Source organism: Ureibacillus thermophilus (assembly GCF_004331915.1).
Taxonomy (GTDB): Bacteria; Bacillota; Bacilli; order Bacillales_A; family Planococcaceae; genus Ureibacillus; species Ureibacillus thermophilus.
In genome coordinates this window covers 1,329,043-1,352,702 of record NZ_CP036528.1, presented here as the reverse complement: position 1 = coordinate 1,352,702, position 23,660 = coordinate 1,329,043, and the positions used below count along the sequence as shown (strand labels likewise).

Annotated in this window: 23 protein-coding genes and 1 other annotated feature; all 23 genes read right to left on the bottom strand. The window is 38.3% G+C overall.

What is annotated here, in order from left to right; all coding sequences use genetic code 11:
• Positions 1-15 precede the first annotated feature (15 nt).
• The 23 genes from ileS to rsmH all read right to left on the bottom strand — a co-directional run bounded on the left by ileS (position 16) and on the right by rsmH (position 23,650).
• Positions 16-2,778 (bottom strand): isoleucine--tRNA ligase, encoded by a 2,763-nt coding sequence (ileS, locus tag DKZ56_RS06670; RefSeq protein ID WP_208651953.1) that lies wholly within the window; start codon positions 2,776-2,778, stop codon positions 16-18.
• 87 nt (positions 2,779-2,865) lie between these two features.
• Positions 2,866-3,099: a binding site (T-box leader), on the bottom strand.
• A 71-nt stretch (positions 3,100-3,170) separates the two neighbouring features.
• Entirely contained in the window at positions 3,171-3,725 is a 555-nt protein-coding gene (locus tag DKZ56_RS06665) for a DivIVA domain-containing protein (RefSeq protein ID WP_208651952.1), read from the bottom strand.
• An 87-nt stretch (positions 3,726-3,812) separates the two neighbouring features.
• On the bottom strand, positions 3,813-4,598 hold the full coding sequence (locus DKZ56_RS06660) for a YlmH family RNA-binding protein (protein ID WP_208651951.1): 786 nt from the start codon (positions 4,596-4,598) through the stop codon (positions 3,813-3,815).
• A gap of 95 nt (positions 4,599-4,693) precedes the next feature.
• Positions 4,694-4,957: a YggT family protein gene (locus DKZ56_RS06655; protein ID WP_208651950.1), complete on the bottom strand. Its 264-nt coding sequence runs from the start codon at positions 4,955-4,957 to the stop codon at positions 4,694-4,696.
• A 24-nt stretch (positions 4,958-4,981) separates the two neighbouring features.
• Positions 4,982-5,437: a cell division protein SepF gene (locus DKZ56_RS06650; RefSeq protein WP_208651949.1), complete on the bottom strand. Its 456-nt coding sequence runs from the start codon at positions 5,435-5,437 to the stop codon at positions 4,982-4,984.
• 11 nt (positions 5,438-5,448) lie between these two features.
• A complete protein-coding gene (locus tag DKZ56_RS06645; protein ID WP_208651948.1) occupies positions 5,449-6,120 on the bottom strand; it encodes a YggS family pyridoxal phosphate-dependent enzyme in 672 nt (223 codons plus the stop codon).
• Positions 6,121-6,196: 76 nt separating this feature from the next.
• Positions 6,197-6,439: a YlmC/YmxH family sporulation protein gene (locus DKZ56_RS06640; RefSeq protein ID WP_245989610.1), complete on the bottom strand. Its 243-nt coding sequence runs from the start codon at positions 6,437-6,439 to the stop codon at positions 6,197-6,199.
• A 165-nt stretch (positions 6,440-6,604) separates the two neighbouring features.
• Entirely contained in the window at positions 6,605-7,387 is a 783-nt protein-coding gene (sigG, locus tag DKZ56_RS06635) for an RNA polymerase sporulation sigma factor SigG (protein ID WP_208651946.1), read from the bottom strand.
• Between the two features lie 101 nt (positions 7,388-7,488).
• Positions 7,489-8,196, bottom strand: a complete 708-nt coding sequence (gene sigE, locus DKZ56_RS06630; RefSeq protein ID WP_208651945.1) for an RNA polymerase sporulation sigma factor SigE — start codon at positions 8,194-8,196, stop codon at positions 7,489-7,491.
• Between the two features lie 20 nt (positions 8,197-8,216).
• Positions 8,217-9,044 (bottom strand): sigma-E processing peptidase SpoIIGA, encoded by an 828-nt coding sequence (locus DKZ56_RS06625; protein ID WP_208651944.1) that lies wholly within the window; start codon positions 9,042-9,044, stop codon positions 8,217-8,219.
• A gap of 255 nt (positions 9,045-9,299) precedes the next feature.
• A complete protein-coding gene (gene ftsZ, locus DKZ56_RS06620; protein WP_208651943.1) occupies positions 9,300-10,454 on the bottom strand; it encodes a cell division protein FtsZ in 1,155 nt (384 codons plus the stop codon).
• A 48-nt stretch (positions 10,455-10,502) separates the two neighbouring features.
• Positions 10,503-11,795, bottom strand: a complete 1,293-nt coding sequence (ftsA, locus tag DKZ56_RS06615) for a cell division protein FtsA (RefSeq protein ID WP_208651942.1) — start codon at positions 11,793-11,795, stop codon at positions 10,503-10,505.
• Between the two features lie 105 nt (positions 11,796-11,900).
• Positions 11,901-12,269 carry a small basic family protein gene (locus tag DKZ56_RS06610; protein WP_208651941.1) on the bottom strand — a complete coding sequence of 123 codons (369 nt, stop codon included), beginning with the start codon at positions 12,267-12,269 and terminating at the stop codon, positions 11,901-11,903.
• A gap of 3 nt (positions 12,270-12,272) precedes the next feature.
• A complete protein-coding gene (locus DKZ56_RS06605; protein ID WP_208651940.1) occupies positions 12,273-12,989 on the bottom strand; it encodes a DUF881 domain-containing protein in 717 nt (238 codons plus the stop codon).
• A gap of 14 nt (positions 12,990-13,003) precedes the next feature.
• Positions 13,004-13,699 carry a DUF881 domain-containing protein gene (locus DKZ56_RS06600; protein WP_208652187.1) on the bottom strand — a complete coding sequence of 232 codons (696 nt, stop codon included), beginning with the start codon at positions 13,697-13,699 and terminating at the stop codon, positions 13,004-13,006.
• Positions 13,683-14,513 carry a cell division protein FtsQ/DivIB gene (locus DKZ56_RS06595; protein WP_208651939.1) on the bottom strand — a complete coding sequence of 277 codons (831 nt, stop codon included), beginning with the start codon at positions 14,511-14,513 and terminating at the stop codon, positions 13,683-13,685. Before DKZ56_RS06595 ends, DKZ56_RS06600 begins: the two co-directional genes overlap by 17 nt.
• 19 nt (positions 14,514-14,532) lie before the next feature.
• Positions 14,533-15,621: an FtsW/RodA/SpoVE family cell cycle protein gene (locus tag DKZ56_RS06590; protein WP_208651938.1), complete on the bottom strand. Its 1,089-nt coding sequence runs from the start codon at positions 15,619-15,621 to the stop codon at positions 14,533-14,535.
• A gap of 28 nt (positions 15,622-15,649) precedes the next feature.
• Positions 15,650-17,002 carry a UDP-N-acetylmuramoyl-L-alanine--D-glutamate ligase gene (gene murD, locus DKZ56_RS06585; RefSeq protein WP_208651937.1) on the bottom strand — a complete coding sequence of 451 codons (1,353 nt, stop codon included), beginning with the start codon at positions 17,000-17,002 and terminating at the stop codon, positions 15,650-15,652.
• Positions 16,999-17,973: a phospho-N-acetylmuramoyl-pentapeptide-transferase gene (mraY, locus tag DKZ56_RS06580; RefSeq protein WP_208651936.1), complete on the bottom strand. Its 975-nt coding sequence runs from the start codon at positions 17,971-17,973 to the stop codon at positions 16,999-17,001. The genes murD and mraY overlap by 4 nt, the downstream gene beginning before the upstream one ends.
• A gap of 161 nt (positions 17,974-18,134) precedes the next feature.
• A complete protein-coding gene (locus DKZ56_RS06575) occupies positions 18,135-20,054 on the bottom strand; it encodes a stage V sporulation protein D (protein WP_208651935.1) in 1,920 nt (639 codons plus the stop codon).
• 63 nt (positions 20,055-20,117) lie between these two features.
• Complete coding sequence (locus tag DKZ56_RS06570) at positions 20,118-22,328, bottom strand: penicillin-binding protein (protein WP_208651934.1); 2,211 nt, start codon at positions 22,326-22,328, stop codon at positions 20,118-20,120.
• Positions 22,325-22,699 (bottom strand): cell division protein FtsL, encoded by a 375-nt coding sequence (gene ftsL, locus DKZ56_RS06565; protein ID WP_208651933.1) that lies wholly within the window; start codon positions 22,697-22,699, stop codon positions 22,325-22,327. The genes DKZ56_RS06570 and ftsL overlap by 4 nt, the downstream gene beginning before the upstream one ends.
• Entirely contained in the window at positions 22,700-23,650 is a 951-nt protein-coding gene (gene rsmH, locus DKZ56_RS06560; RefSeq protein ID WP_208651932.1) for a 16S rRNA (cytosine(1402)-N(4))-methyltransferase RsmH, read from the bottom strand.
• Positions 23,651-23,660: the final 10 nt, after the last annotated feature.

The window sequence follows — 23,660 nt, the reverse complement described above, 5'->3', positions numbered from 1 at the left end:
AGAGCGGGAAAAAGATTATTCGTAATGATTGATTACAATTTCTGCACAGCGGGCGCACAATGTAGAATGTGTTTCATTTTGGCCAACCGTTTCTGAATAAGACCAGCAGCGTTCACATTTTCCTCCATCCGCTTTTTCTACAACGATAGATGTATTCTCTAATGCAATAGCATTTTCTGGTGCATCTTTTCGACTGCCGGCAACGACAAATTGAGAAACAAGGGTAATTTGTTTGAAATCAACTTTGTCATCGTTCAATAGCGCTAATACGTTTTCGTCATCTGCATAAACAACTACTTTTGCATCCAATGGTTTACCTATAACTTTTTCATTTCGCGCTTCTTCAAGAGCTTTCAATACTTCATCGCGAATATCCATCACTTTGCCCCATTTTTCTTTCAACTCTTTGAAGTTCTCGCGCTCATCCACTTCTGGGAAGTCTGTTAATTGCACAGATACTTCTTCTTCGTTTAAGTAAGACCATAATTCATCCGTTGTATGCGGAATAATTGGCGTTAAGATTTTTAGCAATGTCAACAAGCTGTCATACATTACTGTTTGCATTGCACGGCGAGCAGGATTTGTTGGTGCTTCAATATAAACCACGTCTTTTGCCACATCCAAATAGAAGGCAGACAGTTCAACGGATACAAAGTTGTTGATAGCATGATATACAGCTGAGAAATCATAGCGGTCATAAGCTGCACGCACTTGTTTTAATACTTCCTGCAAACGCATGTACATATATTGATCCACTTCGCGTAAGTTTTCGTAAGGAACGCGGTCTTTTTTCGGATCAAAATCAAATAAGTTACCGTGCAAATAGCGAAGCGTGTTGCGGATTTTACGATACACTTCGGAAATTTGTTTTAACAAATCCATGGAAATCCGTACATCGCCAGTATAGTCTACAGATGCCACCCACAAGCGAAGAATATCCGCACCGTATTGTTTCATTACTTGTTCAGGGGCAATTACGTTTCCAAGAGATTTACTCATTTTACGGCCTTCCCCATCCAGTACGAAACCGTGAGACAGGATGCCTTTATAAGGTGCGAAACCGTTGATGGCAACAGATGTAATGAGAGATGAGTTAAACCATCCGCGATATTGGTCAGAACCTTCCAAATAAAGGTCAGCAGGATATTTCATGCCGCGTTCTACAAGCACGCCCTGGTGAGTGGAACCGGAGTCAAACCAAACGTCCATAATATCTTTTTCTTTTGTAAATTTGCCGTTTGGACTTCCCGGATGAGTAAATCCTTCTGGCAATAATTCTTTCGCTTCTTTTTCGAACCAAATGTTTGAACCATGTTCACGGAATAATTTTGCCACATGGGCGATTGTTTCTGGCGTAATGATTTCTTCACCGTTTTCCGCATAGAATACTGGAATTGGCACACCCCAAGCCCGTTGACGGGAAATACACCAGTCGCCGCGGTCGCGAATCATATTGTAAAGGCGGATTTTACCCCAGTTTGGCGTAAATGTTGTATTTTCAATCGCTTCCAATAATTGATCGCGGAACGGCTCGATGGAACAGAACCATTGCGGTGTAGCACGGAAAATCACCGGTTTTTTCGTGCGCCAGTCATGTGGATAGGAGTGGGTGATGAAACCTAATTTTAATAAGGCGCCCACTTCTTTTAATTTTTCAGTCACGACTTTGTTGGCATCATCATAGAACATGCCCTCAAATCCTGGCGCTTCACTTGTATAGCAACCACGGTCATCAATTGGGCTTAATACATCTAAACCGTATTTTTTACCGACGATATAGTCGTCTTCCCCGTGGCCAGGCGCTGTGTGAACGCATCCAGTACCGGCATCGAGCGTAACGTGTTCCCCAACCATTACTAAAGAATCGCGGTCATAGAATGGATGTTTGGCTACAATATATTCCAATTGTTGTCCTTTTACTTCTTGCACAATTTCAACTTGTTCCCATCCAATTTCTTTTGAAACATTTTCAATCAATTCTTTTGCAATGATATATAAGTTGCCATCCACTTTCACAACAGCATACGTAAATTCTGGGTTGACTGAAATTCCTAGGTTGGCTGGAATTGTCCAAGGTGTTGTTGTCCAGATAATGAACTTGGCCTCTTCAGGTACAACGCCTTTTGCATCTTTGATTTCAAAACTTACATAAATGGAAGGAGACTTCACATCTTTATATTCAATTTCTGCTTCTGCCAACGCAGATTCAGAGGATGGAGACCAATAAACAGGTTTTAGTCCTTTGTATATATATCCTTTCTCTGCCATGCGGCCAAACACTTCAATTTGACGGGCTTCAAATTCAGGGGTTAATGTGACATAAGGATTTTTCCAATCGCCGCGAACTCCCAAACGCTTAAATTGCGCTTTTTGGTTTTCAATTTGTTCGTAGGCATACTCTTCACAGAGTTTACGGAATTCAGCAACCGACATTTCTTTACGGTTCACGCCTTTTTTCGTCAAGGCATGCTCGATTGGTAGTCCGTGAGTATCCCAACCAGGAATATATGGCACATGATAGCCTGTCATAGAACGGTGGCGGTTAATCATATCTTTAATGATTTTATTTAACGCATGTCCAATATGAATATCACCGTTTGCATATGGAGGACCATCATGCAATACGAATTCCGGACGGCCTTTCGTACGCTCTAATACAAGTTGATTAATATCCATTTCTTCCCATTTTGCTTGAATTTTTGGTTCGTTTACCGGTAGATTTCCTCGCATCGGGAAATCGGTCTTCGGCATTAACAACGTATCTTTATACTCTACCATTATGTTTCCTCCTTGTTTATTTTTGACTTCATACTATCTATTCGGCAAAAAAGAAAATCCCCAATAATAAAAAAAGTTTCTCTATCCCATAGGGACGAGAAACGATTACCCGTGGTACCACCCTTCTTTACAACGCCGAAGAAAAGCATTTCGACGCTGCCTCTTGACACTGTAACGCCGTGTAGACGAAATCACTTACTGTTCTTTCAGTGATTTGGCTCGGGAGTGATTTTCTTTTTTGCCGCTTGTCCGAGCTTCCACCATCCTCGGATCGCTATAATTGCCACGGACAAAAAATACTTTCTCCGTCAACACCTGTCAGCCGCATGTATTAAATTTCTGTGTATCAGTATATGAAAATCATGGGAGCCCGTCAAGTAGTAAGAAAATTATTAATACTTTTCTTGCTCACTTGTACTGTTTTTTAGAAAATCATCTTCGTCCTCTTGTCTAAATTGTTCTTGGATTTCTGTTAAACCAATATCATATTCCATTAAATGATCCCAGTCGTCGGAATTCAATAAGTCTAATTGAGCTTCCACCAACATTTTGAAACGATTGCGAAACACCTTGGATTGCTTTTTTAAAGCGTCGATTTCAATCGTAATTTTACGAGCCTTTGTCAATGCTTCGTTCACGATGCGATCCGCGTTTTTTTCTGCTTCTTTAATGATTAACTTGGCCTCTTGCTGGGCATTTCTGCGCACTTCCTCCGCAGCTTCTTGCGCAACGACAATGGATTTTTGCAGCGTTTCTTCCATCGTATTGTAGTGTTCCATTTGTTCGGTCATTTGTTTTACTTTATCTTCAAGCTCTTTTTTTTCTCGGAGTAACAGCTCATAGTCTTTAATAATTTGGTCCAAAAATTCATTAACCTCGTCTTCCGCATAGCCGCGGAAAGCCCTTGTAAATTCTTTATTATGTATATCAAGAGGTGATAGTGGCATCGTTTCGCACTCCTTTAATCAAAAATATAAGCATATAACTATTATACCCATCAAGATAATTCTTTACAGTAAATTTTTTGATTCGACTCACTTTCTGTCAATTCGACAAATGCTTAAACGAATTTTCTCCTTTTTTGTTCGTCCTTCAATGGCATTGATTTTGAAACGTCCAAATCCACGGCAGGAAATCATATCCCCTTCTTGCAATTCAAAGTCCGTTTTTTCTGAAAGAGTAAAGTTGACCTTTACTTTACCTCCACGAATCAAATTTTGGGATTTTTGCCTTGAGATATTAAAACAACTCGACATCACTGCATCTAATCTCATCGAAGAAACTGTAAGCTGCTGCTCTTTCCAATCCTCTTGCGGAGGGATGAGCTCATTTATGTTTTCTACTTCATCAATCCGAACATTTACTCTCCCTACTTTTTGCAAGTTGGTTTTGACGTAAAGAGCAATTTCTTTTGTACAAGCAAACTGAATCATTTCTTCATTCATGCGAATATCGCCAAAATGTTTGCGGTCAATTCCGAGGGACAGCAGTGCTCCTAATACATCCGGATGTTTTAATTGAACAAATTTAGAGGGAAATGACAGTTTTAAAATGGAGATATCGTAGTCTTCCATTGTTGGAACAAAATAAGATGGGGCAATATAAACTTTTTTGCGTTCCGCTTCCTGAAAAATCCCCTCGCTATATACAGAAAGCTCGCCTTGATTCCCAACGATAGATTGGACAATATATTGTTCTCGGGGATCTAAAAATGCGGTCAATTTTGGCGCATACCGATCCTCCACTTCTTTTTTCCATTCAAGGACTCTTTCTATAAAAGGATGTTCATCTTTATGAAAATGCTGCAAAATATGGTTCATATCGTCAACTCACTTAATTGAATTTAAGTAAATGCATAATTTAGAAAAGTTCGAACATTATAAAAAAGGATGTGACTCCCAGCGAGCCGCACCCATTAATAAAATAACATATAGAGCAAGTTATAAATGCCTTGTTCAATAAACGTCAACACAAGTAAAGCAATAATCGGCGAAAAATCAATCATTCCAAGCGGCGGAATAAACTTGCGGAAAAATCCTAAATAAGGTTCACAAAATTTTTCTAAAAAGCGTCCGAACGCTGTATCCCTGCTGGACGGTATCCAAGACATTAAAATATAAACGATTAACATTAATGTATAAATTCTGAAAACAAAATTTATAATATCTACAATATCCATAGATTTTTTATTACCTCTCTATTTTTAAATATCGTCGTAAAAATATCCTGAAATTTCACCTTGCACTTCCACGTTATCTGGTGTGCATAAAAAGATATTATCGCCAATTCGCTGAATATCTCCACCTAAAGCATAGACGGTTCCGCTCAAAAAATCAATAATTCGCATTCCCGCCTCTCGATCAATTCGCTGAAGATTGACAATGATGGCCCGTTTATTTTTTAAATGCTCCGAAATATCTTGCGCTTCAGCATACACCCTTGGCTCGACAATGATTACTTTCGTGTTTTTCAAAGCATTGGCAGATTGAATATTAATGACATTCAGCGTTTTTTCTTCGCCATAGCTATTCACAATTTTTTTCGTTTTTCTTGTTACAGTCTCTTGCGGCAATACAGCTGGTTCTTTGATTGGTGGTTGAATTTCATCATCTTCATCTTCTAAGTAAAAGAAATTTTTTATTTTGCTGAACACGCCCATTTTTCAACCTCCTATCCAACAAGAGCTGTTCCGATTCTTATAAATGTAGCACCTTCTTCAATTGCAATTTCATAGTCGTTGGACATTCCCATAGATAATTCTTGGCACGGTGCATACGGCAAGTTTAGCTTCACAACCTCTTGTTGTAATTCTTTCAATTCTCGAAAGACTTTTCGAATTGTTTCTTTATCATCTGTATACGGCGCCATCGTCATTAATCCGACCACTTGAATTTTAGTGAATTTCTCTAAAGCCTGAATGAATGGAATGGTCTCTTCTTTGCTTAATCCATGTTTTGATTCTTCACCGGACACATTGACTTGCACAAAGCATTTAACCGGCTTTTCTGCCCGTTTTTCGATTTCTTCCGCTAAACTGAGGCGGTCCAGTGAATGAAGATAATCAATTTCATTAATGACTTTTTTTACTTTTCTTGTTTGAAGGGTACCAATATAATGCCAGATTGCCTGTTCTCGAATTTCTTCTTTTTTTGAAAGCAATCCTTCTGGACGATTTTCGCCGAGATGAACAAGCCCTGCATCCAATGTTTCTTTCGTGCGTTCTACAGAAACTTGTTTTGTCACTGCAATAATATTAATATCATCATTCAATCGATTAGCTCTTGTTTTTGCTTCTTCGATTCTTTGCTGAATGATTTCTAAGTTTTCTCGAATGCTTGACATACTAAATCCCATCTTTACAACAATAGTTTCTTTCATTTTAACAATCAACTCTCTATTTTTCAATGAAATCGCGGTATTATGAAACATCTTTTACTAAAATGACATCTTTCCCGATGACTAAAATATCGCTGATTAATACTCTTCGTACAGATTCATCTCCATGAAAAAAGTTAAACATTTTTTTCGGTTCCGCCACAAGAAAAGCTGTAATCATACCGGTTGTTGCACATACTTCCGCATCGATAATATATCCAATAAAACGCCCGCTGCCGGCTTCAATAATTTCTTTTTGCTGCACTTCTGAAAACTTCAATGGCATCTCCTTTCTACCAAACATTTGTATAAATTATGCATATGAACTCCTCTTCTTTAAGGCGTATGTCTGTAACAATCATTCAATTCTATTTTATGTTTGACCCTTCTCTTTGACCGATAAAAATAAAAACGCACTTATAAAAAGTGCGTCGGATTATATGAATCAGCATCATCCAAATTTATAATCTTTTTGCATTGTTTCTATAGCACTTTTCTCGAGCCTAGAAATTTGGGCTTGGGATATTCCAAGGGATTTGGCAATTTCCGTTTGCGTTTCTCCATAGTAAAAACGCTTTGCAAGTATTAATTGTTGACGTTCATCCAATCTTTGAATGCTTTCTTTTACACTCACATACGCAACCCATTGATCTTCTGATACACCTTCATCTCGCAATTGGTCCATGATATACACTGCATCGCCGCCATCGGAATAAATCGGCTCCTGAAGAGAAAGGGGATCCTGAATTGCATCTAAAGCATACAGCACATCTTCTTTTTTCATGTCAATCATTTCGGCAATTTGTTCAATTGTCGGTTCATATAAATTTTCGGATATGAACTTTTCTTTCGCCTGCATCGCCTTATATGCAATATCTCTCAATGATCTTGATACTCTCAATGCATGATGGTCCCGCAAGTGTCTGCGAATTTCTCCGATTATCATTGGTACAGCATATGTGGAAAATCTTACGTTATGCTTTAAATCGAAATGATCGATGGCTTTCAATAATCCAATACATCCTACCTGGAACAGATCATCTGCTTGTTCCCCACGGTAAGAGAACCGGCCAACGATGCTCAATACTAATCGCAAATTGCAAATGACCAATTGTTCTCTTACCGTTGTATCACCATTTTTAAGACGAACAAACAACTCTCTCATTTCTTCATGGCTTAATACCGGCAAGGAAGCAGTATCAACACCACAAAGCTCGACTTTTGTACGCACCATCTTCTTTTCCTCCAGACTTTTTATCTCTTGGACTGTTTTTTAAGTTTGTCCGAAATGGAAAAGAATATGCGTGCGCAATTCGTCCAATTTCAACCAATTCTTTATGAGATTGGTTGGTTCAAGGACTCTCTTAACTCAGAAATAATTTTCTTTTCTAGTCTGGAAATATAGGATTGGGAAATGCCTAAATGATCCGCTACCTCTTTTTGAGTCATTTCTTTTTTGCCGTTTAATCCGAAACGGCATTCCATAATATATCTTTCTCTCTCGCTTAATCCGTTAATAGCTTCAAACATCGACGCACGTTCAATTTTCTTTTCTACATCATTCATAATAATTTCTTCATCTGTGCCTAAAATATCTGATAAAAGGAGTTCATTACCATCAGGATCAGAATTCAATGGTTCATCCAACGAAACTTCGCCCTTCATACGACTTGTCTTTCGCAAATGCATTAAAATCTCATTCTCAATGCATCGAGAAGCGTATGTGGCAAGTTTTATATTCTTTTCTTTATTGTAGGTTTCAATCGCTTTAATTAATCCAATCGAACCGATGCTGATTAAATCTTCAATTGGCGTACCTGTATTATCAAATCGTCGTGCAATGTAAACTACAAGTCGCAAATTTCTTTCAATGAGGGTATCCCGTGCTTTCATATCCCCATTCATAAATGCTTCAATTACTGACATTTCCTCTTCTCTAGTTAATGGCACTGGCAATGAATCATGACCTCCTATATAGTATGTTTTTTTAGTGCGAAACTTACTAAATATTCTTGAGAGCAGTTCTTTTAATTTTCCAAACAACCATTCTCCCCCTTTATGATTTAGTTCAACGCTAAAACGTGGAGAATCATTTGTGCATTCTGCGGAAAACGGGCATCGTGTCTTGTAAAAACAACATATTCATCCAATATTTCCTTCTTTATGTTTCCGTAAAGAATCAGACGTTCAAATCGGAATGCTAAAGCGGTAGACGTTTCTTTTTGAACCGTTGACAATCTCAATACTCTGATCTTGGGGTACATAAAGTCAGGAAACATTGTTAGTTGATAAGGATTCTGGTCGTTCCACGTAAGCAATCCAACTTTTAATTCTTTCGGCAGTTTTTCTTCTACCGCTTGATACGATAAGAAATGAACAGGTTTTCCGCTGATCGGCTCCACACATTCATTTCCCGTATCAATGAATCCTTTCAACGAATATGTGTTTTGAAAAAGCTCTAATTCGCAATCCACTACAAAAGATTGTTGCAACCTTTCCTTTGTCAGATTTCTCCACTTCGAATGAATAAAAGTTAAACTAAGAACAGCAAGACTTAAACAAAAGATAAAAAAAATGAGATCGGATTGCCTAAGCAAAAAAGGAAGTAAACTGGTGAGTAGCCCCCCCAGAAAAAAGGTAGCTACAAGCAACACTGTTCCTTGTTTTAACAAAGTTTGAAATCGAAAGGAGAAAGCGAGTCCTATTAGTAGCAGGAAACTGAGTACAGCTCCTATAAAAGTTTGATAAAAAATAGATGACACGAGTCCGCTGACGAATGCACTGAACAAAAGCCTTCGTTTCTTGACATACAATCCCGTTATTTCCTTTGTGAATTTTAATAGTAAGTAATTAAATAACGTATTGTATAGTACGAGTAATTCTCCAATCATTTTAGCGTCCTCCTATTGATAGATTAACACTATCCCTATGTAGAAAATGTCAAAACATCGTAGCAAAACCGGAGTTTTTATTGACAAAATATTGCATAGAGCGGGAAATTATGCATAAAAAAGAAACTATCTAGAAATAAATTCTTATTCCAGATAGTTTCTTTATGTCATTTTTACATAATATTGTAAAGTCAAATTTGAGAATTGTCGATTTTTTTGTTATTTTGTAACACTATTTCCATTGAATGATGAATGTTATTGATTTCGATTTCGACGATTTCTTAAAAATGTCGGAATATCTAAAAGATCTTCTTGTTGTTGGTTTCGATAATAATCCTGTTGCTGCTGCGGTTCCACATTTCGTTCACGCACTGGAGGTTGCTGTTGTGGTATGGAGTTCATTTGTGAATTTCGCACATTTATTGATGGTCTTGCACTTTGAATTGTTTGAGGTGCAGCATCATCAAAGCCAGTTGCAATGACCGTTACAATGATTTCGTCATTTAAGTTTTCATTAATAACGGAACCAAAAATCATATTAACTTCTTCATCAGAAGCAGATGCAACAATATCCGCAGCCTCTTGAACTTCAAACAAGCTTAAATTTGTTCCGCCTGTGATGTTCATGATGACGCCTTTTGCTCCATCAATAGAAGTTTCAAGAAGCGGGCTGGAAATCGCTTTTTTCGCTGCCTCCGTTGCCCGGTTTTCGCCGGAAGCAATACCGATACCCATCAATGCTGAACCTTTATTGGACATAATTGTTTTAACATCTGCAAAGTCTAAGTTGATGAGACCTGGCGTCGCGATTAAGTCAGAAATTCCTTGCACACCTTGGCGAAGTACGTTATCCGCTTCTCGGAAAGCTTCAAGCATCGGAGTGCTTTTATCAACGATTTGCAGCAGTTTATCATTCGGAATAACAATTAACGTGTCCACTGCTTCTTTCATCGCTGCAATTCCATTGATTGCCTGTGTCTGTCTCTTTTTTCCTTCAAAGGAAAACGGACGTGTAACTACCCCAACAGTTAAAGCTCCTAAATCTTTAGCAATTTGTGAAATAATTGGTGCGGCACCAGTTCCAGTTCCTCCACCCATTCCTGCAGTGACAAACACCATATCGGCTCCGCGTACAACTTCTTCAATTTGTTCTCTGCTTTCTTCTGCAGCCTTCTTTCCGATTTCTGGATTTGCCCCTGCACCTAATCCACGTGTCAGTTTACTACCAATCTGCAACTTTATTTCAGCTTTTGATAGATTTAAAGCTTGCGCATCTGTATTGACAGCAATAAATTCAACACCTTGAACACCGTGTTCAATCATTCGATTAACCGCATTATTTCCACCACCGCCAACACCAATTACTTTTATTTTGGCTAGTTGGTCAATATTCGTATCAAATTCTAACATTCTTTCTCCTCCTGCCACACTAGTCTAAATTTTAGATTTTCTTTTCCACTATTCAAAAAATTTATCAAATAACCTTTTTGCTTTATCAAAAACACTTGTTTTATATTCATTATCAGTTCTTTCAGATGCATGAGATTGCTTTTTAGGAGGAGTAGTAACTGAACCTACCGCTTGATAAACAGGTGCTTTAGAAGCTGGGCTTCTTCCAAAAAACTCATCTTCCATATGCGCATATCGAATTAAACCAACAGCAGTCGTATAAGACGGATCTCTGACTCCGATATAATCCGGTATATAAATTCTGACGCGGGTTTGCATGACTTGGCGAGCAAGTTGTGCAATTCCTTCTAATGAAGCTACACCACCTGAAATGACAATTCCTCCCGGTAAATCCCGAACACCTAAGCGGGCTAATTCATCCAACACCAGGTCGAACATTTCTTCTAAACGAGAACAAATAATTTCGGATATAAATTTTTGGCTGTATTCTTCCGTTGCATCTGTCCCTACTACTGGGACTTCAAACACTTCATCATCCGAAGCATCTTCATAAAAGGCATGTCCATACTCTCTTTTAATTTTTTCGGCTTGTTCAGTAGGGGTTTTTAATATGATGGACAAATCTTTTGTAATATGTTCTCCTCCGACTGGTACAACGCCGGTATGCGTCAACAAGCCATCTTCAAAAACTGCAATCGTGGTTGAACCGCCGCCAATATCAATAAATGCCGTGCCTTGATTTTTTTCGTCTTCCGTTAATGCAAAATATCCTGCTGCAAGAGGCTGCAAATAGATTTCTTTTATATTAAGCCCCGCCCGTTCAACACATCTTAAAACATTATGCAATAAAGTGCGGGATGTGGTTATCATCGTGGCATCCATTTCCAGTCGTATACCAATCATACCTCGAGGGTCTTTAATTTCATCCAAATTATCAACAATAAATTGTTTTGGTATAATGTTGACCAGTTCCCTCTCCGGTGGTATCGACATCACTTGAGCAGATTCAAACACTCGATCTAAATCATCATCTGTAATTTCACGATTTTCGCTGTTTACAGCCACAACACCTTTTACCGGCTGCAATACTGTTTGATTTGCTGGAATGCCTAAAACAACTTCTCTAATTTGAATTCCTGTCATTCGCTCTGCTTGTTCTACTGCTTTTTTAATGGATTGAACGGTTGCATCTATATCAACAATTGTGCCTTTTTTTACTCCATTAGTTTTTGTGTTTCCTACTCCTATGACATGCAACTGGCCATCTGTAACATCGCCAATTAGTACTTTTATTGAAGAGGAACCTATGTCAAGTGATATATATATGTTTTGATGATTCATTCCACCGCACCTCCTTCGAATGCTACTCACTCATTCTATTTTAGAATATTATATATGTGTCAGTAAATTCTTCTATAACATTATACATAATAAATTTTACTGCTATTATACAGTTTTTTCATCTTTTTTTATATGTCTGTCTTCCCACTTTTGTATCAAAATTCGTCGAATGATAGCAATATTTTGAAAAAGTCTCACACCGAAAGCAAAAATGGCGGCCAAATACAAGTCGACTCCTAAATGGACACCTAAAAAAGCAAGTCCAATGGCAAGGGCAATATTAAAGAAAAAACCAGTTATAAATACTTTATCATCATAAACTTGCTGCAAATGGGCTCGCATTCCTCCCACAATAGTATCAAGGGCAGCCAAAACAGCAATTGATAAGTAATTTTCATATACGGATGGAATTTGGATATCCGTCAAGAGCCCTAAAGTTAATCCTAAAATTAATCCTAGAAATGGTAGCCACATTTTTTAATCCCCTTCACTTTTCAACAAATAGGTATTTGTCAATTCTCCATCATAAGCGTCGATTGTAATCTCTTCTTTTGCTGGAGAAATAGTTAGTTTTAGATTATCAATATAAAAGTCATCTTGAAAAGTGGATGCATATAAATAGCTGTGAAGTTTCTCAGCTTTTTCAAAGGTTTCTGTAATGATATAGATATCTACATTCGAATTGCTGATTGGCACACTATTGACTGTCGTCTTTCCATTAATATCCCTTATAGCTGTTATATGAACAACCCTTTGTCCATCAATTTCAATGTATAAGCCATTATAACGGTAAATTTCATTGACAAGTCGTATTAAAAGGTCTGGGGAAATTGGCTCCACTTTATAGCCGCTGAGGATTAATTCCTCTGCAGGTTGAATATTTAAATGTACTCCTGGACCTGTTACTTTAGTGAGCCCTGCTCGCTTTCTTAAATCTTCAACCGTTGACTGTAAAACTTCTCCCAGTTCTTCATTGTTATTATTTTCATATTCCGATTTAATTTTTTTCAAGGAAGCAATTTCATCTAACAGTTCTGAATGCCTTTTTTTTTCTTCGCTTAATTCTTGGCGAATTTCCCAAATGTCTCTTGTATCTCTCAATTCAGGTTTTTTTACAGTGTTATATTGAATGGCAATCATGAACCCTACAATAAATGAAATGATGGTAATTCGTATGACTACATTTTTCTCCACCTACCTGCCCCCTTTTACATTTTGATATCGTCCATCGCTTGAATCGCTATTACGATTGAATCATTTAATAATTGATCAAAAACTCCTCCTGGAATTTTTAATGAAGAAATTAAAGTTTGAGAGTTTCCAATTGCTTCAATTTCAAATGGAGCAGGATATTGTTTTCCATCTATTGTAATGACAGGGCCGTTGCAATGGATATAAGAATTTGGTTTTAAGCGATGGCCATTAATTGAAATGGCTTCTGCACCTGAAATCTTTAACTCATTGATGACAAGAAAGATATGGCTTTCATGAACAATATAATCATTCGGATTGGTGGATTTCGGATTATAAGCTCCATCTTTTAAAGTGACTTTAATCCCCTCTCCATGGGCGGGCAATTCACCGAGCATTAATCTTAATTTTTCAGCTTCTTCTGCCAGTTCTTTGTAATCATTTTCATTTTCTGTAAAAGATTTTTCATATTTGCTAATTTGTTCTTTCAATTCATTCAGCTCGTCCATCAATTCTTTGGTTTTCTCTTGCTGCTCAATAAGTTCCGTCCGGTAATTATCCTCTTGATCCAAAGCGCTTGAATCCAGCTTTTTATGATCCTTTGCCAAGTTATAGGCATAACCGATGATGAAACCGGTCACGATGCAAACTAACAGGAAAATAAAACGTCTTTTTGAAAATTTATTTTGTTTTCGATTATGGAGTTGATTCATCATCTTCCACATCCTGTTCGTCCGGTTCATGGTCGGATTCTGCATTGATATCTATGGTCTTATATACTTCAGAATAAGGTTTGAAATAAGAACCAACTTCAATATCAATGATACCTTTTCCGTTTTCCTCCGCATTTTCAATTTGCGCAACAATCGCTGGGTAATATTTCATTTTTTCTGCAAGGGTGTTGATTTCCGCTCTAACTTCAAACCCGTCATTCATAAATAATGTAATCGAATACGGATCCGATTCTGTTGCATTTAAATTGATTTGAGAAATGAGCGCCAACACCTCATCATCCAGTTCCGCCAATTCTTTCAAAACCTTTTTTCTCAACTCTTCATCATCAAAGTTTAAAAAAATAGGTGCATCAATGGTAGGGTCAATTTTCTCCGATGATTTATAGACAACCCCATTTTCCAATATTGGGTAGAAATGATGATCTTCAAATATATAGGCAACTTTTCGGTATTCTTTCACTTGTATTTCTACAGTTGTAAGCCACTTTCTTTTTACGGTCACATCTTTAACCCAATCCTCTTGCAATTTTTTTTCAATGTCGAGAACTTTGAATCCCCACATTGAATCGCCTATTTGAAGTCCGGACTTTTCGATATAATAATCTTCTTTTACCAACTTCGCTCCATGCACGGTAATTTTTTGAATATCGCTGTAAGATGATTGGAAATAAAGGAGTAAAAATAACAAGACTAAAAATAGGGATATCATCACGACAAACTTTGTGTTTGTTCTTCTTCTTCTTTTCTTCTTTAAGGTGGGAATGCGTTCTTCAATATCAATGACTTTATCCATTTTTACTCCTCCTTTCCAATTATGTGGTTCGATTTGAAATAGCTACAATGACGCCAACAACAAACCATATAATCATGAGCGATGTGCCGCCATAACTAATAAACGGCAACGTCACACCTGTTACAGGAATCAGCCCAATCACAACGCCAATATTTAATGCTGCTTGGAAGCCGATCATAGCAACAAGGGAGCTGATAGCGAAAAAATCCGAACTTCTCGTTGCCTGCAAAGCTAAACCCATTCCTGAATAGATGAATAGACAAAACAGGGCGATGAGAAAACAACCGCCTACAAATCCGATTTCCTCCAAAATAATGGAAAAGATAAAATCGTTTTGCGGCTCCGGTAAATATAAAAACTTTTGTCTGCTTTGCTGAAAGCCATGTCCGAGCAATCCGGCAGGACCAATGGCTAAGAGCGACTGCACCGCCTGGAAACCGCTGCCTAACGGATCTTGCCAAGGATCGATGAAGGCTTCAATCCGCTTTAACCGATAAGGTGCAGCTGCAATAAGTCCGACTAATCCAATCACGCCAATAACAATAATAGCCACATAAAGTTTGATTGGATATCTTGCAATAAATAACAAAATAAATGAGGAGATAACTAATATAAACACAGAACCAAAATCAGGCTGCAACATAATTAGAGCGCTTGGAATAATGATAATGAGGAAATGCTGGAGGCGGACAATCCGCTCACCGCTAAGCACCTTGCTAAGCAAAAAGCTTAAAACCATTAAAGTCGTAATTTTCACTAACTCGGCAGGCTGTACAGTTAATGGCCCGATTCCGATCCAGCTTTGAGAGCCGTTCCGCTCAAGGCCGATTCCTGGAATTAACACAAGGACAAGCAAGAACAGAGAAAATATATATAAGCTAATCCACGTTTTTTCAAGGTGAAAAATGGACATATTGGAGACGATATAAAAGACTATAAGCGCAAGTAAAAGGTAAATGGATTGTTTAATGTAAAAAGGAATTTCTCCTTTGTAATGAATCGCACTCCAATATGTACCCGCCGAATAAATGAAAATGATACCGACAACGGACAGTGTAAATGCAGAAAGTATAAACAGCCTTTTATACGTAAATTTCAGTGAAGGCATCCTTTCTTAATATTTTTTCATTCCACCATTAAGAAAGTTTCATTGCCGCCTCAATAAATAAATCCCCTCGAACTTCAAAGTTTTTATATTGATCCCAGCTGGCACAAGCCGGCGATAATAAAATAACGTCTCCGCTTTCGGAAAGTTCTGCAGCCTTTTCAACAGCCTCAGCAATATCGGCAGCAATTACACATTCTTTTACATTGCAAGACTTTGCAAATTCGATAAAACGATTTTTCGTTTCACCCATTGCCACAACAGCTTTAACATTTTTCATTGCTTCCCGCAATTCTTCGAAGGAATGTCCTCGTTCTAGTCCCCCCGCAATTAATATGATTGGCTGTTGAAATGCTTCAAGCGCTACTTTTGTTGCTAAACAATTTGTTGCCTTCGAATCGTTGTAAATTTTTCTTCCTTTCCACTCACGGACAAATTGAGTGCGATGGCGGACGCCGGAGAAGGTTTTTAATACTTCTTCAATTGCCAACTTGTCGCATCCATATGTGAGGCAAGCAGCAATGGCTGCTAAAATATTTTGCAAATTGTGCTTGCCTGGCAAAGCAATTATTTCCCGGTCAATAAACGTTTCACCTTGCCAGTAAATGGTTGAATCATCGGCGCTAATCCCTTCTTCCATGCGGCCTTGAATGCTGAAAGGAATTTTTTTTGCCCGCGATGCTTTCGCCCATTCGACAACGACCTCTTGATCTTGATTAAAGATTAAATAATCCTCTTCCGTTTGATTTTTCGTAATTCCAAATTTCGCTTTCGCATATTCCTCAAAAGTGCCGTGATAATCTAAATGAGCATCATATAAATTGGTTAGCACGGCAATTTTAGGTTTAAATTGAATAATGCCCATCAATTGAAATGATGATAATTCCGTTACAATTACTTCATCTTTTGTAGCCTCTTCCGCAACAGTGCAAGCTACCGTTCCGATATTGCCCGCAATTTTTGGATGACGGCCGCTTCTTTTTAACATTTCAAAAATTAATGTTGTTGTAGTTGTTTTACCATTTGTTCCTGTAATGCCGATCATCGGTGCTTCGCTGATCAAATAAGCCAACTCAATTTCCGTAATGACTGGTAAATTTCGTGAGAGGGCTTCTTTTACAATGGGATTGGTGTAAGGAATGCCAGGATTTTTTACAACCATTTCAAATCCTTCATCTAGCAAATCTTCCGGATGTCGGCCGCAAATGACAGTAATCCCCTTTTTCAGCAAAGATTGAGCATCGGGATTTTCATCAAAAGGTTTTGCATCATTCACTGTCACAAATGCCCCAAGCTTATGTAGTAGGAGCGATGCAGCCACTCCGCTTTTTGCTAAGCCTAAAACCAAAATTTTTTTATGTTGAAATTGTGTTGTATAAATCATAAATATGCCTCCGCTATCACAGCAATCATTGCAACTAATAAAGCTATTGTCCAAAATACGCCAACCACTTTTCTTTCAGACCATCCTGATAATTCAAAATGGTGATGAATCGGCGCCATTTTAAATATGCGTTTTCCGCGCATTTTAAAGCTTGCCACTTGAAGAATGACGGATAATGTTTCAATCACAAAAACAAGCCCAATCAATAAAAGCAACAACTCTTCCTTCACAATGACGGATACAAGTCCAAGGGCACCGCCCAATGCAAGAGATCCCGTATCCCCCATAAATACTTTTGCAGGATTTGCATTGAAGATTAAAAATCCTAATAATGCGCCTGTTACTGCAAAGGTAAATACTGCCACATCAGTTTGTTCATTAAATAGCGCAATTACTCCAAAGGCGCTAAAAGCAATGGATGCTGTGCCGGCTACCAATCCATCCAACCCATCCGTCAAATTGACCGCATTAGAAAAACCGACGAGCCAAAAAATTAAAAAGGCTACATAAAGTATTCCTAAATCAATGGACCAATCCTTAAATGGGATGCTGATGGATGTATCGAAAGTACCCAATCTCAATAGCAAGAAAGCTAAGATGGATATAACAATTTGACCAATTAATTTTTGTAAGGAAGTTAGCCCTAGATTTCTTTTAAAAACAATTTTAATACTGTCATCCAATAGTCCAATCACGCCAAAACCCACTAATACTAAAAGCAAGACAACAGATTGAGTGGTAAATAAATTGAATATTTTTCCAACGATGATGGTAGTGAAGATAATAGAAATTAAGAAAATCACTCCGCCCATCGTTGGTGTACCTGCTTTTTTCATATGAGATTTTGGACCTTCTGTTCGAATGCTTTGGCCGAATTTTAATCTTCTTAGTATTGGTATGAATATCGGACCCAATATCACTGAAGTAAGAAAGGATATGGCTAAGATGGTTATAGTTGTTTCGATTGACATTTTAAATCTCCCTCAAAACTTCTTTCTAAATTGATTTCTACAATATCATAAAAAAATACATCGTACATTAACAAATTTTTACATTCTTCCTTCTTTACTTTGTTTCCTGCGGGGGAATTCCCGCAGGACATAGAAATGTGAACAATCCTTTCCAATCTTATTTATTTTCCTAAATATAAATGAACCGTTCCATCCACTTCTAAAAGATTATCCGGTTCCGGCAGTTGAGATTTTACAACTTCACCTTCTCCATGCATTTCAATGTTGAATGGGTAATTTAATTTCATAATTTCATCTACCTTCATTCCAACTAAATTCGGCACCCGTTCAGTTATCGGATCTCCCCAGCGGTATTGCTTTTCCATCTGCCCTTCACGGTTGACTTCCAATCCCATAATTGGCGCAATATCTTCTATGATTTGCCCAACGATTGGAGCAGCGATGGTACTTCCGAATACGACTGAACCTTTTGGACTATCAACAGCTACATAAACAACCACTTGCGGATTATTGCTCGGTGCAAACCCAATAAAAGAAACGATATAGTCTCCCGATTTGTATCGGCCGTTTTCCACCTTTTGTGCCGTTCCCGTTTTTCCACCAATGCGCATTCCGTCACGATAGGCATTTCGTCCGGAACCATTGGCAACAACCGATTCTAACGCATATCTGATTTTTTCGGAAGTTTGTTCACTAATCACCGTCCGCTTTAATTCCGGCTTATTTTCTAGAATGGTTTTTCCAGTTTCAGAATCGATAATTTTTGAAACGACATAAGGTTTATAAAGTTTCCCGCCATTAACGGCCGCGGACACCGCTTGAACTTGCTGGATTGGCGTAACAGCAATCCCCTGCCCAAAGGACGTTGTCGCATGTTCAACTGGACCGAAAGCTTCTTTTGAGAATAAAATGCCTGTTGCTTCACCTGCAATGTTTGATCCTGTAGTTTCGCCAAATCCAAAATTTCGAATATATTGCATCAATTTATCAGGTCCCACTCGCTGACCGAGCTCAATAAACCCTGGGTTGCAAGAGTTTTCCACCACTTGCAAAAATGTTTGCAGGCCATGTCCTTCCCTCTTCCAGCAACGCAGCCTCGAATCTTCTACAATGGTGTAACCTTTATCATAAAAAGTGTCTTTGTCCAAATCTACTTTGCCTTCTTCAAGGGCTGCAGCAAGTGTAATAATTTTAAATGTTGACCCTGGTTCAAAGGTCATCCAAACCGGCAAGTTCCGGTTATAGATTTCCGAACTCACCTCTTCATATTTGCTTGGATCATATGTAGGGTAAGAGGCAAGAGATAATATTTCTCCTGTATTTGGATTCATGACGATTGCTAAAGCTTGTTCTGCATTATATTTTTCCATTGCTTGCGCCAGTTCTCTTTCTACCACTTGTTGCACTTCTAAATCAATGGTTAATTGTACCGTTGCTCCTTGTTTTCCTTCCCGCCATTCATCATCTACGTGCGGCAAAGAATTCCCTTTTGCGTCTGTAAATAAACGAATCGCTGCATCTTTTGATGTAAGGTACTTGTCATATTGATATTCAATCCCAGCAAGGCCTTGGGTATCATAACCGGTAAACCCAAGCAAACGGGAAAGCAGCGTTCCATAAGGGTAATGCCGAACGTAATCAACCCCGGTATATAATCCATCGATTTTTAACCGTTGTAGTTCCACTGCTTGTTCATACGTAATATTTTTTCCTTCTGGCGCAAGCTTGACTAAATATGATTTTGAATTCATTTTTTCGTATAGCTTTTTCTCGTCCACTTTTATTACGGAAGCAATTTGTTTTGCCGCTTGTTCAATATCATCATTTTGTGCTGGCATAAAGTACAGCGTTGGTGCCAATTTGTTTGTGACAATCACTTCACCGTTTCGGTCAACAATCTCCCCCCGTTCGGAAGCGAAGGGAATTTCTCTGTCCCAGTTTTGTTTGGCCAGTTCTGTTAACTTGTCGTGTTGGATGATTTGAACATAAAACAATCGGATGATGACGGCTATCACAAACAGGATAAAGGCGTACATCACAATCCTTAGCCGTTTTTTTGAAACGGTGGAAATCCACTTCATTCGACACCACACCTCGTTTTTAACAAGGTATGATTCGAACTTCTCATCTATTCAAAGGATGAATTAATCTTGAGGCAACTCTTCCTCTGTCTCTTCGCTTGTCTGAACAAAGGATTCTTCCGGTGTTTTAAGTTTTACAACAACTGGTGACGAATCGGAAATCACTGTGTTTTCTGTAACACTTTGGCTTTCAACATAGCCTTCTCCTACAATTTCAATATTTATACCAGACATCGCTTTATAGATGAGTAAATTTCTTAATGACCAGTTTTCAAAAGATGGCAATGTGACAACCCCATCTGTTTTTAAAAAGACGAGATTATTTTTTAGCAGGGCAATGCCTTCTTTCGGATATTGGTCTGTGATTTCACCGCCTTCACCGATTACAATAGGTTTCAACCCTTGGCTCTCTAATTCATGTTGGATGTTTACAGCATTTTTTCCAATATAATTTCTAATTTTCACCGTTTCCACCGGTTTTACATCTTCCGGATCGATATTTAAATACTTCAAACTATTTTCCATTACAGGGTTAAATACTTTTGCCACCGGTTCAGAGCCAACTTCGGTGTCTTTCAGTTTCGGTCTTTTTACCGCTACATAAACGATCAATCGTGGATTATCAGCCGGTGCCATCCCTAAGAAGGAATATAAATAATTATTTTTTCCATATAAATACCCTTTTCCATTCGGGTTTGGAATTTGGGCGGTTCCTGTTTTCCCTGCCACTTCATATCCATCGATTTTATAATTTCTTGCAGTCCCCACTTCAGATGTAACAGTAGAAGCCAAAATTTCTCTTACTTGTTTTGCAGTGCTTGCTGATATCGGCTTGCCTTTTTCTTTTGGCTTATGTTCCTCAATTACTTTGCCTGTTGTGGAATCTACAATTTTATCAATGACATACGGCTGCATCATAACTCCATCATTTGTGATGGCCGTCATTGCTTGTACAAGCTGAATTGGCGTCACTGTAGAACCTTGTCCAAAGGAAGTCGTTACATAGTTGATTGGATAACGGGTTAAAATCGTTCCCGTCACTTCTCCCGGCAAGTCAATGCCTGTTTTTTGCCCGAAACCAAAAGCATTTAAGTACTTCATAAACGTATCGTTTCCCATAATTTCCAGCAAATTAGCCATTGCCGTATTGGAGGAGCGCTGAAACCCTTCTAAATAAGTGATTCTCCCCCAACCATAGGTGTTATGGTCTCGAATCGTCCGGTCAAGCACCTTGTATGCGCCAGATTGATAAGTTGCATTCGGATTCCAATGACCAGACTCAATCGCCGCTGCTAAAGTGAAAGTTTTCATTGTGGAACCGGGCTCAATTACCTCTTGAATGACATAGTTTAACCAATTGTTTTCCAATCCTTCCCGCGTTTCAGGATTGAAAGTTGGTCTTTGAGACATTGCAAGGATTTCACCTGTTTTTGCATCGGCTACAATGCCTACCATCGCTTCCGGATTATACTCTTTATGAACCTTCGTCATGGCATCTTCTAAAAAGTTTTGAATCGTTTTATCAATCGTTAAGTAAATATTGTTTCCGTTTTTAGCTGGCTGAACCATTTTTTCTCGATTTGGAATTAAATAATGATAGGCATCACTTTCATATTCAATTTTCCCGTTTTGCCCAGTTAATTGTTTATTGTAAGTCAATTCAAGCCCCATTTTCCCAACGGAAATGAATGTGCCATCTCCCTTTTTTTCCCTTTGGGTAAATCCAATTAAATGGGAGGCGAATACTCCATTAGGATAATACCTTTTCGTATCGCTGACAAATTTAATTCCCGGAAGCTTTTCGTTTTCGATCTTTGTTTTCACTTCATGGCTGATGCCTCTTCCCGCCGCTCCAAACTCCACTTGATAATAATAGCGGCCATCTGGTCTGCGTTTTGTTAAAATTTTATAAATTTCCGATTCATCCATGGCAATATATTTTGCTAATACTTTTGCCGTTTCTTCCGGATCCACTACATGCTGCGGTTTTTCCTTATTCGTTGTTGCAGCGGGATTCACAACGGCAATTAAACGGTAACTCAAAGTATCTTCAGCAATGATATTGCCGTTCCGATCTAGAATTTTTCCCCGCTCAGCAGTAAGCACCGCCTCTTTTTGATACAATGCTGCCGCTCTTGCCTTTAATTCTTCCCCTTCCACTTGTCCGGTCGCTTGTATATATAAAATTCTCAAGAATAATGCAAAAAAGAGCCCTCCATAAAAGATAAACATGAGAAAGGCTCCCCATTGGAAACGAAATTTCTTTTTCTTCATTCTCCCGGCACTACCTTTACATTATCTTCTTTCAGAGTTAAACCGAGTGAATTCGCTTTTTCCCAGATTCTTTCGTATGTTGATAATTCACTGACTCGCACTTTTAAATCAACATTTTCGTTTTTTATTTCTGCAATTTCTTTTTCAATCTCTTTTATTTCGATCGTCGTTCTTTGAATAGCGCTTTGTTTATGTAATATGAATATTGCTAACGTTGCAGCAATTATAACAAATAGGATATATAGAAACTTTTCCCTTGCAGTGATTCGTTGCTTCTTTGAATTCGGCTTGGTCTTAGGTTGGATGGTGGGTTGTTCATAGGGTGCTTCTTGCTGTTGGTAATATAATGGTTGCCTTACACGAACTGCCATTTAGCCACGCCCTTTTTCATGAATTTTTTCAGAGATGCGCAGTTTTGCCGATCTTGCACGATGGTTTGCTAATATTTCCTTCTTTGATGGAACAATCGGCTTTTTCGTAATCAATTTTAAAACCGGTTGATATTCATCTGGAATGATTGGTAACCCTGGAGGTAATTCTGGTAATGAAGATGCCTCTTTAAAAATTGTTTTCACGATGCGGTCTTCCAATGAGTGGAATGTAATAACGCTTATGCGTCCCCCCACACGCAATAAATCAATGGCATCTGTTAGCGACTCCTCAATCGCTCCTAATTCATCATTTACAGCGATGCGAATTGCTTGGAAAACTCTTTTGGCTGGATGTCCGCCAGTACGACGGCGAGAAGCTGGAATCGCTTCTTTAATTAATTCTGCAAGTTGTCCTGTTGTTTCAATGGGTGCTTTTTTTCTTGCCATTTCAATTTTGCGGGCAATTTGCTTTGAAAAATGTTCTTCTCCATAACGAAAAAAAATGCGAACTAGTTCTTCATATGGCCATTCATTCACAATATGATAAGCTGTTAATTCTTGCGTTTGGTCCATGCGCATATCTAAAGGAGCGTCATGTTGGTAGCTGAACCCACGTTCTGGTGTATCAAGCTGCGGAGAAGAAACTCCTAAATCATAAAGGATGCCATCAACTTTCTGAATATTTAGCAAATCTAATTGTTCCTTTAGATAGCGGAAATTGGAATGGACATAGGTAATGTTTCCTTCAAACTCTTGTAAACGCTTTTTTGCATGGGCAATAGCATTTAGGTCTTGGTCAAAACAAATTAATCTTCCCTTTTCAGAAAGTTGTTGAACTAAATATTCGCTATGACCAGCTCCACCTAACGTACAGTCCACATAGATTCCGTCCGGATTAATATTCAAGCCATCAACAGCTTCTTTTAACAAAACAGTAGTGTGATTAAACATTGTGAATTTG